Below are 15,778 nucleotides of genomic sequence, written 5' to 3' on the forward strand. Positions count from 1 at the left end.
CTAGCGGATATGCATAGGGGTGACTGACGCTCCCCTATGCATATTTTTTTACTTGCGATGTTGATTTGCCAGCTTCAGATTCTCCGCTAAAAATGCGACAAACACTTCATCCCGCACGAGCGATGCGGCATAATTTCTCTTAATAAACCATTCTGCCTCTTCAAACGCTGCGAATGTTTCGTCTTGGGTTTCTCCGTTAATTTGAATATTCCATTCGTTGTCTAAAGGGAAAAGAAAAAATCTCATTTGTGCGCGATTTTCATATAATGATCCATTCGCAGATCCCTTTAGATTATAGATGTTACGGAAGGCATCCGGCCGTACAGGATCAATACGGAAAGCTTCAGCTACAAACAACTCGTATACTTCATCGGTTATTGAACAGCCGGACGCTTTTGCATGCCCTCCGCCGCCATATCGGCCGGCGATTTCTGACACATCGATGTAATCATGAATGGTGCGGAGACTGACTCGTTTTGACCCCATGCTCAAAATCGCAATGTAATCGAGGTGCGGGTTATCTTTCCCTAGCCTGTTCCCCAGCTCTGAATGGTACGATTCAGCGTGAACGATGCCTACACAGTGTTCGTGAACAAAGGTTTGTACCATTTCCCTTTTCTTTCTGCGGAGGTAGCGCTCGATTTTTTCGTCTTCTAAATCAAGCAGTTTTTCTTCAAAATCATCGAAGAAAAATTCGTCATGCGTGGAAAGGCGCTGGATCATTTTTGCTTCAAATTCATCGATTGACAGCAAAAAGAAAAGATCATTAAGCCGCTTCGCCTGTTTTTGATCGTACCGCTCCCACTCCCATGTATCGTATTGGCGGACGAGCTCTGTGAATTGATCTAAGGCGTTTGTCGGTTTCATGAAGCCATTTTCAATGAGATAGCCATATAAAAGCGATGTCGCGGATGTGAGCCTTCCATCATCGTATTCCACCTGGACAAATCCCCATTCATGCTCATTCAAATGAAGGGCTGTTTTATGATGGTCAATGAGCTTCACTTTGCCCCCTGCATGAACATACTCATTCAATCTCTCTTCGTTTTCTTCATTGACGGCGAGATCGGTGATGAATAACGCGTCCTGTCTGTTGCTCTCCTTCGCTTTTTCTAAAAAGTACTGCACCTGTGCGTTTAAGCCGTTGACAGAGTTATACCGGATCTCTACGTCTTTTCCGAACGCCAATTTTGCTACGATTCCGCATCCTACTCCGTCCAAGTCGTTATGTGAATATAAATGATACATAATGTAGGCCCCTTTTTATGATAAACTGACAATTGCCGCTAGAGGTGCGGCAGCCTTTATTTACTATTCTAAAAAACCAAGCGTTTTATGCAATGGTAATTAGTTGACATAATGTTGTTATTGTAAATATATAAAGGAGCGCTTTTTTTGCGCTCCTAAGTTCTTGCTTTTACACCGGATAAACCGGATGCTTTCGATTGGTAAATGTCATTTCCTTTGTCATGTATGCCTTGAGCCGTTTGGCCAGCTCATCACGCAGCGAATTGGCTGGGATAACAGCATCAATGATCATTTCTGAAGCCAGACGGTAGATATTGATGTCCTCTTTGTATTCCTCCCGTTTGCTGCTGATAAATGCGGCTCTCTCTTCTTCTGGCAGCTCGGCGATTTTTTTAGCGTAGACAGCGTTTACAGCGGCCTCAGGGCCCATGACGGCGATTTGGGCGGTTGGGAGCGCTAGACAGCAATCCGGTTCAAATGCCGGCCCTGCCATTGCATACAACCCCGCCCCGTAAGCTTTTCGGACAATGACAGAGAGTTTTGGAACAGTTGCCTCCGACATCGCAGAAATCATTTTCGCTCCGTGTCTGATAATCCCAGCCTGTTCTACTTTTGTGCCAATCATAAAACCGGGGATATCGGCTAAGAACAGCAATGGGATATGAAAAGCGTCACATAAGGTAATAAACTTAGCCGCTTTGTCTGCTGAATCGTGGAATAAGACGCCTCCTTTTACCTTCGGCTGGTTTGCAACAATGCCGACAGGCTGTCCGTGGATTCGTGCGAGGCCCGTCAATAATTCCGGTGCAAATAAGGCTTTGATCTCAAAAAATGAGTCTTCATCTATGACCCGCTCAATGAGCTCATGCATATCAAAAGGTGCGTTTTGATTTTGCGGAATGACGTCGGCAAGCGGAGTTTCGAAGTGTTTTGGCGGGCGTTTCTCATGAATGGGCGCTTTTTCTTGAAAATTTGCCGGAAAGTAAGACAAATAAGCCCGCACCAGCTGTATGGCTTCTTCTTCAGTTTCTGCAAGAATATCTCCGCAGCCGGAGATTGAGCAATGCATACGGGCGCCACCCATTTCTTCGAGAGACACTTTTTCTCCAATAACCATTTCCGCCATCCTTGGCGAACCTAAATACATGGAGGCGTTACCGTCTACCATAACGACGATATCACAGAAGGCCGGAATATAAGCGCCTCCTGCCGCAGATGGTCCGAAAAGCAGACAGATTTGCGGAATGCGTCCCGATAATTTGACTTGATTGTAAAAAATTCTTCCTGCACCGCGTCTCCCTGGAAAGACATTGATTTGGTCGGTAATTCGGGCGCCTGCCGAATCGACTAAATAAATGAGCGGACAGTTTAATTTTTCGGCGATTTCTTGAATTCTGATGATTTTTTCAACTGTTTTTGCTCCCCATGACCCCGCTTTCACTGTTGAATCATTCGCCATGACGCAAACGGTTTGGCCGCCGATTTTGCCGATAGCGGTTACAACTCCGTCAGCGGGAAGCCCGTCTGACATACATTCCGCAAAAAAAGCGTCTTCTAGCTCAATGTCATCGTCAAAGAGAAGGGAAAGCCGCTCTCTGACAAAGAGCTTGCCTTTTTCCCGATTGCTTTGATGATACTTTTCCGCTCCGCCTTTTCGAATCCGTTCAGCCCGTTCTGTTCGTTCCTTTTCATAATCCATCAGCATTGCCTCCCTTTTATATTCCCTTGTATACGGCCCGTCTTTTTTCTTGAAAGGCCTGAAGCCCTTCTCTCCTGTCTTTTGTCGGGATGGTTTGTTCATACGCTTTTTGTTCAATCGCAAGGCCTGTAGCAAGATCTGTCTCCAATCCTTTATTGATTGCAAATTTAGCCTGACGGACAGCGATCGGTCCGTTGGCAGAAATGGCTGCGGCCAGTTCCTCTGCTTTTGGCATAAGGTCACAAGGAGCCGTGACATGCTCTACAAGGCCGATTTCTTTTGCTTCGTGTGCGGTCACGCGTCTGCCTGTATAAATGAATTCTTTTGCTTTTCCTCTGCCAATCAGCCGGGGCAGCCTTTGGGTCCCTCCAGCGCCCGGGATAATAGCTAACCCTGTTTCCGGAAGTCCCAGCACAGCTGCTTCAGTTGCGATTCGAAGGTCGCATGCCAATGCCAATTCTAGTCCGCCGCCTAATGCGCTTCCATTTATCGCAGCTATGACCGGCTGCGGCAAGGCATCAAGTAAAGCCGCCGTTCTTTGAATGAGAGATACACTTTCCAGAACCTGATCTTCTTTCAGTTTTATCCGTTCCTTCAGGTCTGCCCCTGCACAAAACGCTTTTTCACCGGTGCCTGTGAGGATGACGCAACGGATGTTTGAGTTAAATTCAATTTCCTGGATAATCATTTGCAGGTTTCTAAGCATTTCCGCTGAAAGAGCATTTGCTGCCTGAGGCCTGTTTAAGGTGATCAACGCCATATGTTCATTTTTAACAGTAAAAAGAATAGAATCTCCCATTGTATGCGTCCTCCCTTTTATCAAGATGATTTAAACACCTGTAAATTTCTGCTCGGCAGCGGTTTGCCCATTTTTTCTTCAATCCATTTGGCCGCAGATAGCAGTTTTTCTAGCTTTACATTTGTTTTGATATCCATCTGTTCAAGCATGTACACGATATCCTCAGTTGCGGCGTTTCCTGATGAACCTGGCGCATATGGGCATCCCCCAAGCCCGCCTGCCGAGCCGTCGAACACCGTGATGCCCATTTGGAGTGCTGTGACCATGTTGGCCAGAGCGGTTCCTCTCGTATCATGAAAATGCAGGGCAATTTGATTAGCCGGGAATCGTGCCAAAAGAGCTTCAAGTACAGTTTCCACTTGGGCGGGATTAGCTGCTCCAATCGTATCTCCAAGCGACAGTTCAGAAATCCCAAATTCAAATAGAGCTTCTGAAAGGCGAATGACTTGTTCAATGGGGACATCTTTTTCGTACGGACAGCCGAAAACAGTCGAGAGGTAGGCTCTTGTTGTGAGGTTTGCTTTTTGTGCGTCGTTGTTTACTTGTTTGAGTATATGGAGGGATTCAGAAGTGGATTTATTGATGTTTTTTCTGTTGTGCGTCTCGCTGGCGGACATAAAAACGCAAGCCTCGTTAATGCCTCCTTCAAGTGCATTCTCCAGTCCTCTTTGATTCGGGACAAGTGCCGCGTACGTTACCCCTTTTTCTCGGTCGATGCCTTTTGCTACATCGATAGCATCTCGAAGCGCCGGAATCCATTTCGGGTGAACGAAGGATGTGATTTCAATATACGACAGCCCTGTCCGGGAAAGCTGGTTGATCCAGGTTATTTTATCCTCTGTTGCGATCCAAACGGGCTCGTTTTGTAAGCCATCACGCGGGCCGACTTCTTTGATTGTCACTTTTTTAGGATATGGCATGGTCTTCCTCCAAATTATTGAGTGGAATTGCTCAGTTCGAGCAGTACGTCTCCTTCATTTACAAAGTCGCCTTCCTTTTTTTTGACTTCTTTTACGATTCCGCTTCTATCTGCAACGATCGGGATTTCCATTTTCATCGATTCCAAAATGGCTACCTCCTGGCCCTTTTCGATTTGGTCGCCGGCTTTGACGTGGACTTTCCACAGGTTTCCTGCCATTTGTATGCTAACCGTCATGACAACTGCCTCCTTTATAGGTGCTGTTTCAAAAAGTCAGTCGTGACATCCCCTTCTTTAAATGCCTTTGTTGCCGCAGCCTGTATGAGGAGCGGAAGGTTTGTTTTGATTCCCTCTACACGATAGTCGCGAAGCGCTGTCTCTAGTTTTTCAATTGCTTCTGTTCTGGTTTGGCCTTTGACAATCATCTTAGCGATCATCGGGTCATAAAAAGGGGTAACGGTGCTGTCTTTTGCTACCGCACATTCGTGTCTGACTCCTTTTTGGTCAGGAAGTGAAAACGCAGTGATCGTACCTGGTGACGGGAAGAAGGTCTTGGGATCTTCCGCGTATATTCGAACCTCTATCGCATGCCCGTTCCGTTGGATGTCTTTTTGGGAGAATGTGAGTGTATGGCCCGCAGCAATCCGCAGCTGCTGCTCAACTAAGTCCAGGCCTGTTATTTCTTCAGTCACGGGGTGTTCAACTTGCAGTCTCGTATTCATTTCGAGGAAATAAAAATTTTGTTTCTGGTCAACTATAAATTCGATGGTGCCTGCGTTCGTATAGCCGATTGCCTTCGCTGCTTTTACCGCTGTTTGACCGATCTTCATTCTTAGTTCATCGTCTACAAATGGAGACGGTGCTTCTTCAATGACTTTTTGGTGGCGCCTCTGAACAGAGCAATCACGTTCAAACAGATGTACTGTATGGCCGTGTTGATCGGCCAAAAGCTGAACCTCGATGTGGCGCGCATGTTCAATAACTTTTTCTATATACATAGACCCGTCACCGAAAAAATCTGCTGCGCGCTTTTTGTTTCCCTCGTACGCTTTTTTTAATGCTTCTTCATTTTCAACACGCTGCATTCCGATGCCGCCTCCGCCCGCTGAAGCTTTCAGCATGACAGGATAGCCGATTTGACTTGCGGTGCGGCAGGCTGCCTCTATATCTCCGAGGGATTCAGAAACGCCCGGCACCACAGGGACACCTGCAGCCTCCATTGCTTTTCGCGCTTCAATTTTGCTGCCCATCTTTGCGATGATATCAGGGGAAGGTCCGATAAACACGATGTTTTCTTGCTTGCAGCGTTCAGCGAACCGGCTGTTTTCTGATAACAATCCATATCCCGGGTGGATCGCGTCGGCTTTTGCTTTTTTCGCCGTCTTTATGATTCTCTCTATATTTAAATAACTTTCACTGACTCTCGATTCCCCGATCAAATATGCCTCTGTAGCGGCTTTTGTATGGGGCGCGTCCTTGTCTGCTTCTGAATAAACAGCGACCGTTTTAATGCCGAGACGGCTGCATGTTCGGATAATTCTCATTGCAATTTCACCGCGGTTGGCGATCAGTACTTTTGTAAACATGATTTCACCTCATTGACTTGATGATAAGTTGAACATTTCAATCGTTTTTTCTCGCAGTTTATATTTTTGAATTTTGCCTGAGGCCGTCATCGGATAGTCATCCGTAAAAATAACATAACGCGGAATTTTGTGGCGGGCGATTTTCCCTTTGCAATAGGCTTTAAGCTCATCAGGTGAAACGCTTTTACCGTCTTTCAGTTTAATCCAGGCTGCAGCTTCCTCCCCGAATTTGGCGTCAGGCACACCAACCACCTGTACATCTAAAACAGCGGGATGCTGGTATAAAAATTCTTCAATTTCCCGCGGATAAATGTTCTCGCCGCCTCTGATGAGCATATCTTTTAATCTTCCGGTGATGCGGCAGTACCCGTCTTCATCCATGACAGCAAGATCTCCGGTAAACAGCCATCCGTCATGATTGATTGCTTTTCTGGTCGCATCTTTGTCTTTATAATAGCCTTTCATGACGTGATAGCCACGGGTGCACAGTTCTCCCTGCATGCCTCTTTGAACTTCTTGACATGTCCCGGGTTCTACAATTTTCACCTCAGTATGTGGCAGGGCACGGCCGGTTGTTTCGACTCTTCTTATGAAGGAATCATTTGCTCTCGTTTGTGTAATGACTGGCGAGGCTTCGGTTTGTCCATAGGCGATCGTAATGTCTTTCATGCCCATCCTTTCAATCACAGCTTTCATCACTTCACTTGGACAGGGAGAGCCGGCCATGATTCCTGTTCGGAGCGTCGATAGATCATATGCATCAAAATCCGGATGATGCAGCTCGGCGATAAACATGGTAGGCACACCATGGAGCACTGTGCATTTCTCTTTTTCTACCGTTTTAAGGACGGTAACGGGATCAAATTCTTGCACGGGTATCATGGCTGCCCCGACGGATACACATGCCAAAACCCCAAGGACGCATCCAAAGCAGTGAAAAAACGGAACAGGGATGCACATGCGGTCTTGAGAGGTTAAAGCCATACATTCAGCGATATTAGCAGCGTTATTGATGACATTGAAATGGGTCAGCATCACGCCTTTTGGAAACCCTGTCGTTCCTGATGTGTATTGCATATTAATCACATTGTCTTTATCCAGGCTGTTCATTCTCTCTTCAAGCTCAGCATCTGTCACTGTTTTCGCCAATATCTCTGTATCGTCCCAATGATACATGCCAGACAATCGTTTATTGCCAATATAGATCAGCGTTTTTAAAAAGGGATAGCGTTCAGATTTCAGTTGGCCGGGCTTTGCTTCTTGCAGTTCTGGAATTAAACTGTTCACGATGTCTGGATAAGAAGTGCCCCTGTATGAATCCATGATAATAAGCGCCGCGGCATCCGATTGCTTTAACAAGTAATCAAGCTCATGTGCTTGATAATTGGTATTGACGGTCACGAGCACGGCTCCGATCTTCGCAGTTGCGAACTGGACGGCAAGCCATTCAGAGATATTAGAAGCCCATATGGCGACGTGGTCTCCTTTTCCAATCCCCATCCGCATGAGACCTTTAGCGGTTTGACGGCACAGACTGTCAAATTGAGCGTACGTATAGCGGATATTTCGGTCTGGATACACAACAGCATCTCGATCGGGATACGCATCAGCTGTTTGTTCCAGCAGCCTGCCGATTGTGGAATGGATGAGTTCAGCCATTCATTGTTCCTCCTTTCTTAATGATAGGAAAGCGTTTACATTTTTATTTTAAAAGCTGTCTGGCGATCACGAGACGCTGAATTTCAGATGTGCCTTCACCGATTTCCATTAATTTTGCGTCCCGCAGCATCCGTTCCACCCCATACTCTTTCATATAGCCTGAACCTCCATGGATTTGAATGGCTTGATTGCAAGCTCTTGTCGCCATTTCAGATGCGAATAGCTTGGCGTACGCCGCTTCTTTGGTGAACGGGCGGTTATGATCTTTCAGCCAGGCGGCTTTTAACACCATTTGCCGTGCCAGATCAATTTCCATCGCCATGTCAGCAAGCTTAAATTGAATCGCTTGAAAGGAAGAAATCGGCTGTCCAAACTGCTTTCGCTCTTTCGCATATGCCAATGATGCGTCAAGGGCCGCTTGGGCAATGCCGACTGCAAGAGCAGCGATGGAGATTCGACCACCATCCAGCGTATATAGAAACTGTTTAAACCCTTTTGTTGGATCGCCAAGTAAGTTGGCCGCAGGCACTCTTACATCTTCAAGCAAGATTTCCGCTGTATTCGAACCGCGGACGCCCATTTTATCGTACGGGCTCGTAATCGTAAGTCCTGGTGTGTCAGTTGGCACGATTAATGCGGAGATGATGTTTTTTCCGTCTTTGTTTTTGCCTGTTACGGCGGTTACAATAACTGTGCGTGCGTAGCTTGCATTAGTGATCCAGCACTTTTCGCCGTTGATTACATACTCGTCACCATTTGAAATCGCTTTTGTTTGAGTGCCTCCTGCATCTGAGCCGGCATTTGGCTCCGTCAGGCCGAATGATCCGAGTGCTGTGCCTGAAGCCAGCGGCGTCAAATGCGTCTGTTTTTGCTCTTCTGTTCCGAAGTAGTAAAGAGGGCTTGCGCCTAGCGAGACCGCTGCAGCATAGCTTAATCCAGTACTGCCGCAGGCTTTGCCGACTTCTTCAACCGCTAAGGCATATGAAATCGTATCACCGCCAGATCCGCCGTATTCTTCTGGAAATGGAATACCCATCAGACCGAGTTCACCCATTTTTTTAAATGTTTGCATCGGGAACTCGCCTGTTTGATCTACATGTTCAGCGTGAGGAGCAATTTCTTTTTTCGCAAAATCTTTTACCATTTCACGCACCATTTGTTGTTCTTTTGTCAGCTCAAAATTCACATCGTTTCCTCCTTCACATCTTTGTAACATCCTATTAGGCGAGTTCTATAATCATTCCCTGACAAGAAAAGTCTGAAAATTAAAACTGAATCATTTTTTATGTGATAATATCAGCGGGATGAGCAAATACATGCAGTAGGCGCATACCATCCATATCGTAAACGCAATAACTTGGCCCTTTGATAAAGCCGGGAAGATGAGGGGAAGATTCCAAAGGGAAATCGTATCCATCAATAAACCGACCGCTGATCCCCATATACCTAGCTTGATCACCGCGAACTGTGATTGATCGAGTTTTTGATAGAGAAAGAACACAAGGCATAAAACAAGAGCAGTGCCCGCTCCCAAGAGAAGAAAGTTCGGCAAAAAGGCTTCTTCAGCCGGATCAGTCAACACAGCATCTCCGAACAGCACAAAAAATAATGTGGCACCTAACCAGACTAGAAATGAAAACGTAAAACACGTCCTGTACGTGTTTCTCTTCGATTTTATTTTTATTTAGTACTAGTTTCTCAGATTCCAATAATGGTAAATGTCCAAACACCGCCTCCATATTCATGTGAATCTCACCTTTGTTTTTTAAAAAATTCAGCGGTTTACCATCGTTTCCTGTCCCAAAATCACTTTTTAAAAAAAGACGACTTAGAAAGCCGTCCTTCTCATTTCTTATTTTGTTGTTCGTTTGGAAGCTTTGCTTTCGTTATGAAGCCGGTCTGCTGAAGTGACATAATACGTATATTTCTTGTTGGGATCTGCCGTGTTATCTAAGAAGGTTTGCTGCTCATGTGTTTTTCTTTGCGTTGCCAGCAATGTTCTCTGCTTTTTCCCTTCGGCTCTGTATATCGCATAATAGGCTGTTTCTTTCGTTTTTTGATTTGATGGGTGATCTTTAATCTGCAGAAGATTGCCGTTTTTGTCTTCGGTGACTTTCGTAAGCTTCGGTTTTTTTGGGGCGGTATTGTCAAGCCAAGGCATTTGCGGAACCAGTGCCGGCTTGCTGTAAAGATCGGTGCTGAGACTGTCTTTGATGCCAAGCGGATTTTTGTTGAGGTCCTTGAGGCTGAAATGCATGCTTCCTTTCACCAGTTCAAGCTGGCGGTTCAAAGTGATTTGCCGCACATATTCCTCAGGATCGGACCAAGGCGGATCAAAATTGTTATTGATTTTATATGCTGCCTGGCCAATATATAAGTGAACAGGCCTATTTTTGACTTCATTGCTCCACCAATCAGCCAGCACGTCGTAAGCCGCTGCGTTAAAGCCGATACTCCAATAAATTTGCGGAGCAATATAATCGATGTCGCCTTCTTGGATCCAATGCCTTGTGTCTGCATATAGATCGTCATAATTTCTGACGCCTGCTTTTGTATTCGATCCGGTCGGGTCATCTGCGGCGTTTCTCCATACTCCAAAGGGACTGATGCCGAATTTGACATACGGTTTTGCAGCTTTAATTGTTTGGTTGATTTGTTTGACAAGCTGGTTCACATTGTCCCGCCGCCAGTCATCGATATTAGAAAAAGCGTCTTTTCCGTATTGTTCGTACTGTGCTTGATCAGGAAATTCCTGTCCCGCTATTTTATAAGGGTAAAAATAATCATCCATATGAACAGCATCGATATCATAATGTTTTACGACTTCTTCAATGCCTTTGACGATAAAATCTCTCGCTTCTGGAATGCCTGGATGATAATACAGCTGGTTTCCATAGGCGGCAACCCAATCTGGATGTTTTCTTGCCGGGTGATCCTCAGACAATTTATTAAGATCTGTATGATTCATTGTAATACGGTAAGGATTAAACCACGCGTGAAATTCCAAATTTCGTTTATGGGTTTCTTCAATCATAAATGCAAGAGGATCATAGCCGGGGTCCTTCCCTTGGACACCGGTTAAGTATTCCGACCAAGGCCCGTAAGCTGACGGATAAAAGGCATCAGCCGTCGGTTTAATCTGAACGATAACGGCATTCATTCCCATTTTTTGCACATCGTCCAGCAGTTTGATATACTCCTGTTTTTGCTCTTTCACAGATAACCCTTTTTTGGACGGCCAATCAATATTTAATACGGAAGCAATCCATACGGCTCTCAGCTCCCTGTCAGACTGCGCATTGGCCATAAACGGAACGGAAATGACAAACGTTCCGATGATCAAGCTGACAAGGAAACGGACAATCGACTTTTGGCAAACCTTCATTCTGTTTCTTCTCCCCCATTACATCACTTTCACTATTCGCTATTACGGTATTCCCGGGCTATAAAAGGGTGATTAACAGAATGTCTATCTCACTAAATAAACGAAAAAAGTCCTAAAGCATGTTGTGAACCGCTTTTAGGACTTTTTATCATTCATCATGGTTTGCAGACTTTTTAACACATCAATAAGTTTTACGCCGACACCGACAGCCGTTTCAAGGATCGCTTGTGCTCCGGCAATGGCTAAAATAAAGATCAGCGGTATTGCAATACGAGGCAAAAAAAGATAGCCAAGTCCGATCAAGATGGCACACCAAACACCGGCACACCAGTAGCAATTGAGCATGTATCCAAAGTTAGAAGCCGGCACGCTTTTTTCATCTACATGCCCGTTTTGATCAACAATCCTTTTCTTTTTCATAAAAGGTTTTCGGATAAATTCTGTGATTTTGTCAAATACAATCAAATGTGTCAGCCTGTAACTGGCTAGAATCAGCATGATAAAAGTTAGAAAAGAAAGACGGTCCATTGAGAAGCCTCCAAGAAAAAGGATGATGTTATCATTCCCAAGTGTCCCTTATCCATTCTTGATACAAAAAGAAAGACGGACAGAGAATGGCCTCTGTCCGCTAATCCGCTTTATCGTTTGTGCAGTATTACTTGATTTGAAGTGATCTTTTCTAAAATGTCGAGGATGATGTCGGCATTCTTTTCAGCATATGTTCCTTCCAGCATGTCTTTATGAGCGCCAAAACCCGTGTACTCACTATAGTTTCCGCAGGCGCCTTCCCATTTCGTTAAGCCTGTATTCTTGCTGGTTTCGGGATGGATTCCAGCTTCGATGAAATGAATGCTTGCTTTGATGTGCCCTTCATTCAGCAATTGTGCCCAATATTCCTGATAGTTTCTTTTTTTCTTCATCACCTTTTCTCTGACTGCTTCAGGCAGATATGCTGCAGATTCGTCATTACCGGTATCGATAGGCAAAGGCTGTTCTTTTAGATAAGCGTCCACGATAATGAAGTCGCTGACTTCTAATCCTTTGCGCTCCATAGCCTGTGCCACTTCAAAAGCCAGGTTTCCGCCTGCAGAGTAGCCTAATAAAACGTATGGGCCCTCAGGCTGTATGTCCGTCATGCAATTAACATATTGTTCAATGCGGGTGTCTTGTTCAATAAAGTGAAACCCGTATACGGCTGCCTTCTCATTCAGCAATAAAGCAAGGTCTTTAAAATAAATGCCAAATCCCGATATCGGCGGGAAGCAGAAAAGATTTTGCGCGCCGTGCTGGTTCAGTTTGATCACATGCTGTTCATTTGCTGCTGTCAGCTGTTTAGAATAAAGTTTTTCGGCAAGCTGAGCGATTGTCGGATGTTCGAACAAGAAATCAATCGGTATGTCAATGTTCTGCTGATGTTTTAGTGTATGTATGACTTGCAGTGCTTTTAGTGAATGTCCGCCAATAGCAAAGAAGTCATCATCAATACTGATTGTGTTAACACCGAGGACTTGCTTCCAAATGTTCGCCAATTCTTCTTCAACCAAGTTTCTTGGCAATATGATGTTCTGTCGTTTGGCAGGCTTATTTTCTGGAATAGGCAGCGCGCTGCGGTCTATTTTTCCGTTTCCGGTAAGCGGCATCCGCTCCACACGCACCCAGTGCTGCGGGATCATATAGTCTGGAAGCACACGCGCCAAATCGGCGCGAAAATCCGTATCTGTTTTTTTGTGATCACCGACGTAATGAGTGTACAGCTGCGCCTCTCCATCTTTTTCTCTCAATGTCACTGCTGCTTCTTGAACGCCTTCCATTTCTAACAGGCGCGCTTCTATTTCGGCAGGCTCAATTCGTTTTCCGCGGATTTTCATTTGCCTGTCAATTCTGCTGATGTATTCTAAGTTTCCATCAGGCAGCCAGCGCGCCAAATCACCGGTACGGTATATTCTTTCTCCAGGCAAGAAAGGATGAGGAGAAAACACAGCATTTGTCAGATCTACTCTGTTCAAATAGCCTTTAGCGACTCCATCACCGCCAACACAAAGCTCGCCGGGAACGCCTATTGGCAAAAGACGTCCTTTTGTATCTAAGATGTAAGCGGTGCTATTACTGATTGGTTTTCCAATCGGAATCGGCCCCGCATAGTCTCTCTTCATTTCAAAAAAGGTTGAAAAAGTCGTGTTTTCCGTTGGCCCGTAAATATTATGAAGCGCGAGATCTGGACAGGCGTGTCTGACGGCATTCATCAGGGCAGGAGAGAGTGCTTCTCCTCCGACATATAACGTATGGAGTCCGCGAAACATGTCAGCTCGTACCTGTGCCAGCTGATTAAAAAGAGCTGTCGTTAAAAATAGCACTGTAATGTCATTTTCAAGCAAATACGCTCCAAACCGATCAGGTGTCAGCATTGTCGATTTATCAATGATATGAAGGCTTGCGCCATTTAAAAGTGCCCCGAACATTTCAAAGGTGACGGCGTCAAAGCTGATAGATCCAGTCATAATAAACCGGTCATCACCGGACGCAGACGTGTAATTGCTGTTTCTGACAAGGGACACGACATTGCGATTCGTGATCATGACCCCTTTCGGCCGGCCTGTTGATCCTGAGGTATACATGATGTACGCAAGATCATCCGGGCTGGAGCTGATATTAATAGGGATATCGTTCTCTTCCATCAATCCCTGCGCATCTGAAATGATACATGTTCCTGAGAACGCAGCGTTTTGCTCCAATCCCTTTTGAACAATCAGCATTTTTGCCTGCGTTTCCTCAAGCATAAAGCTGACTCGTTCAGGCGGAAGCTCCGCATCAAGCGGGAGGTATGCTCCCCCTGCTTTTAATACGGCAAGCACACTGATCATGAATTCGGGAGAATGTGCAGCCAATATTCCGGCTGTCTCGTTTTTCCGAAATCCCTTTTGAATTAACTCTCTGGCGAGCGCATTAGAGCGTTTATCAAGCTCTTTATACGAAATAGACATATTGCCATACACAAGTGCGGTATGGTCTGGCGTCTTTTCTGCTTGTTCGCGAAATAAATCGATAATTGTATGATTCTTTGGATACTCCGTTTTTGTATTGTTGAACTGTGTGACAATCTGCTCTTTTTCTGTTGCATCAAGAAAAGAAAAATCAGCAATTGGCATATGAGGGTGCTGTGCAGCTGTGCTAAGCGCTTGCGTAAATTGCCTCTTGATACAGCTGATCCAGGCAGCATCGTAAACGAATGCATTATAGCTGAACTTGATGACAAGCTCTTCGCCAGGAGCAACGACAAGATTAAAGTTATATCCTGATTGCTCGGATACTTGAACTTGATCGATTTGCAGCGGTGAATCGGTTTGATCAGCGGAATCGGCGATTTTCTGCTGTAACGGATAGTTTTCAAAGACGATAATGTGATCAATCAGTTCCTGTTTTAATGCGGTGTTTGCCTGAATATCAAATAAAGGCTGGCAGGTAAACGGCTCAGCTTCCAGCATTTCTTTCTGGCAGCGTATGAGCAGCTCGTGAAACGTTTCGTCTTGGTGTGTTTTAATTCGAATCGGTATGGTATTGATAAACAACCCTATCATTTGCTCCACGCCTGGGATTTCTGACGGTCTTCCTGATACAACTGCGCCAAACACAACGTCGTCTGTGCGGTTATATTGCTGCAGCATCACACCCCAGACTGCCTGAATAAGGGTAGCGAGCGTGACGCCGTGTTGTTTGGCAGTCTCTTTCAGCTTGTCTGTCAGTGGTTTATTTAATGAAAATATCAAATCTTCACGGTGATAACCTTCTTTTGTTTCTTTATCAGACACACGAGGCAGAGGTGATGGAGCGCTGTAGTTTTTTAAATAGGTATCCCAGTAGGCCGCTGCTTTTTCTTTGTCTCGGTTTGTCAGCCATGAAATATAGGTGCTGTACGGACGGACAGGGTCTAATGAAAGCGGTTTTCCTGCATGAATCGATTGATAAATTTGCATAAATTCCTGCATAACGATACCTAGGCACCATCCGTCCATTAAAATGTGATGGTGACTCCAGATACAGACATGCTCATCTTTAGCTGTTTTGAATAGAGAAATCCGCATCAGCATGTCTTTTTGCAGATCAAAGCCTTTTTGCTTGTCCTTCTCTTTAAAGCGTTCAATATACTCATTCTGGTCGTTTGTCGGCAGATGAGAAATGTCTTCGCTGTTCAAATGGAATTCACGTTCTGTCATCACGACTTGCCGAGGTCCCGACAAATGCGGGACGTGCGGCAAAAACACGGTTCTGAAAATATCATGGCGGTCGATAATGGCTTGAATGCTGCGCTGGAACCAGTCATAGCTGAGGCTTCCTTTAATGGTGAAGAGCGACTGCTCAACATACGCCCCCTCCTCTTTACGGAGGAAGGAATGAAACAGCATCCCTTCCTGCATATGACTCAGAGGATAAATGTTCTTGATTTTTTTAATGGTATTCATAGTGTCTGCACCTTTCTTCACGGATT

Annotated in this window: 13 protein-coding genes; all 13 read right to left on the reverse strand. The window is 45.2% G+C overall.

What is annotated here, in order from left to right; genetic code table 11:
- Positions 1-48: 48 nt before the first annotated feature.
- The 13 genes from nrnB to ppsE all read right to left on the reverse strand — a co-directional run bounded on the left by nrnB (position 49) and on the right by ppsE (position 15,773).
- On the reverse strand, positions 49-1,248 hold the full coding sequence (gene nrnB / locus NST22_RS10030; RefSeq protein WP_003245472.1) for an oligoribonuclease NrnB: 1,200 nt from the start codon (positions 1,246-1,248) through the stop codon (positions 49-51).
- A 169-nt stretch (positions 1,249-1,417) separates the two neighbouring features.
- Entirely contained in the window at positions 1,418-2,953 is a 1,536-nt protein-coding gene (locus NST22_RS10035) for an acyl-CoA carboxylase subunit beta (RefSeq protein ID WP_003231527.1), read from the reverse strand.
- 10 nt (positions 2,954-2,963) lie between these two features.
- Positions 2,964-3,746 carry an enoyl-CoA hydratase gene (locus tag NST22_RS10040; RefSeq protein ID WP_003231526.1) on the reverse strand — a complete coding sequence of 261 codons (783 nt, stop codon included), beginning with the start codon at positions 3,744-3,746 and terminating at the stop codon, positions 2,964-2,966.
- Between the two features lie 20 nt (positions 3,747-3,766).
- The gene (gene ldeG, locus NST22_RS10045) at positions 3,767-4,666 is read right to left on the reverse strand and encodes a hydroxymethylglutaryl-CoA lyase (RefSeq protein ID WP_003231525.1); all 900 of its coding nucleotides are present in this window, start codon (positions 4,664-4,666) and stop codon (positions 3,767-3,769) included.
- Between the two features lie 14 nt (positions 4,667-4,680).
- On the reverse strand, positions 4,681-4,902 hold the full coding sequence (locus NST22_RS10050) for an acetyl-CoA carboxylase biotin carboxyl carrier protein subunit (RefSeq protein WP_003245519.1): 222 nt from the start codon (positions 4,900-4,902) through the stop codon (positions 4,681-4,683).
- A 14-nt stretch (positions 4,903-4,916) separates the two neighbouring features.
- Positions 4,917-6,251, reverse strand: a complete 1,335-nt coding sequence (locus tag NST22_RS10055; RefSeq protein ID WP_003231523.1) for an acetyl-CoA carboxylase biotin carboxylase subunit — start codon at positions 6,249-6,251, stop codon at positions 4,917-4,919.
- 9 nt (positions 6,252-6,260) lie between these two features.
- A complete protein-coding gene (locus tag NST22_RS10060) occupies positions 6,261-7,910 on the reverse strand; it encodes an AMP-binding protein (protein ID WP_003244755.1) in 1,650 nt (549 codons plus the stop codon).
- A 43-nt stretch (positions 7,911-7,953) separates the two neighbouring features.
- Positions 7,954-9,096 (reverse strand): acyl-CoA dehydrogenase, encoded by a 1,143-nt coding sequence (locus NST22_RS10065; protein WP_003245114.1) that lies wholly within the window; start codon positions 9,094-9,096, stop codon positions 7,954-7,956.
- Between the two features lie 90 nt (positions 9,097-9,186).
- A complete protein-coding gene (locus NST22_RS10070; protein ID WP_003245257.1) occupies positions 9,187-9,492 on the reverse strand; it encodes a DUF5367 family protein in 306 nt (101 codons plus the stop codon).
- Positions 9,482-9,655, reverse strand: a complete 174-nt coding sequence (locus NST22_RS10075; RefSeq protein WP_009967352.1) for a hypothetical protein — start codon at positions 9,653-9,655, stop codon at positions 9,482-9,484. Before NST22_RS10075 ends, NST22_RS10070 begins: the two co-directional genes overlap by 11 nt.
- 107 nt (positions 9,656-9,762) lie before the next feature.
- Positions 9,763-11,295: a glycoside hydrolase family 10 protein gene (locus tag NST22_RS10080; protein ID WP_003231519.1), complete on the reverse strand. Its 1,533-nt coding sequence runs from the start codon at positions 11,293-11,295 to the stop codon at positions 9,763-9,765.
- A gap of 135 nt (positions 11,296-11,430) precedes the next feature.
- A complete protein-coding gene (locus NST22_RS10085; RefSeq protein ID WP_003231518.1) occupies positions 11,431-11,823 on the reverse strand; it encodes a DUF1360 domain-containing protein in 393 nt (130 codons plus the stop codon).
- A 110-nt stretch (positions 11,824-11,933) separates the two neighbouring features.
- Positions 11,934-15,773 carry a plipastatin non-ribosomal peptide synthetase PpsE gene (ppsE, locus tag NST22_RS10090; protein ID WP_080015512.1) on the reverse strand — a complete coding sequence of 1,280 codons (3,840 nt, stop codon included), beginning with the start codon at positions 15,771-15,773 and terminating at the stop codon, positions 11,934-11,936.
- Positions 15,774-15,778: the final 5 nt, after the last annotated feature.

Source organism: Bacillus sp. PS237, assembly GCF_037963345.1.
GTDB lineage: Bacteria > Bacillota > Bacilli > Bacillales > Bacillaceae > Bacillus > Bacillus subtilis.

Bases quoted from the DNA above. Each gene is read 5' to 3' on its own strand.
- NST22_RS10055 (WP_003231523.1), bottom strand. From the start codon at position 6,251: ATGTTTACAAAAGTACTGATCGCCAACCGCGGTGAAATTGCAATGAGA.
- ldeG (WP_003231525.1), bottom strand. From the start codon at position 4,666: ATGCCATATCCTAAAAAAGTGACAATCAAAGAAGTCGGCCCGCGTGAT.
- NST22_RS10040 (WP_003231526.1), bottom strand. From the start codon at position 3,746: ATGGGAGATTCTATTCTTTTTACTGTTAAAAATGAACATATGGCGTTG.
- NST22_RS10080 (WP_003231519.1), bottom strand. From the start codon at position 11,295: ATGAAGGTTTGCCAAAAGTCGATTGTCCGTTTCCTTGTCAGCTTGATC.
- nrnB (WP_003245472.1), bottom strand. From the start codon at position 1,248: ATGTATCATTTATATTCACATAACGACTTGGACGGAGTAGGATGCGGA.
- NST22_RS10050 (WP_003245519.1), bottom strand. From the start codon at position 4,902: ATGACGGTTAGCATACAAATGGCAGGAAACCTGTGGAAAGTCCACGTC.
- NST22_RS10060 (WP_003244755.1), bottom strand. From the start codon at position 7,910: ATGGCTGAACTCATCCATTCCACAATCGGCAGGCTGCTGGAACAAACA.
- NST22_RS10075 (WP_009967352.1), bottom strand. From the start codon at position 9,655: ATGAATATGGAGGCGGTGTTTGGACATTTACCATTATTGGAATCTGAG.
- NST22_RS10035 (WP_003231527.1), bottom strand. From the start codon at position 2,953: ATGCTGATGGATTATGAAAAGGAACGAACAGAACGGGCTGAACGGATT.
- NST22_RS10085 (WP_003231518.1), bottom strand. From the start codon at position 11,823: ATGGACCGTCTTTCTTTTCTAACTTTTATCATGCTGATTCTAGCCAGT.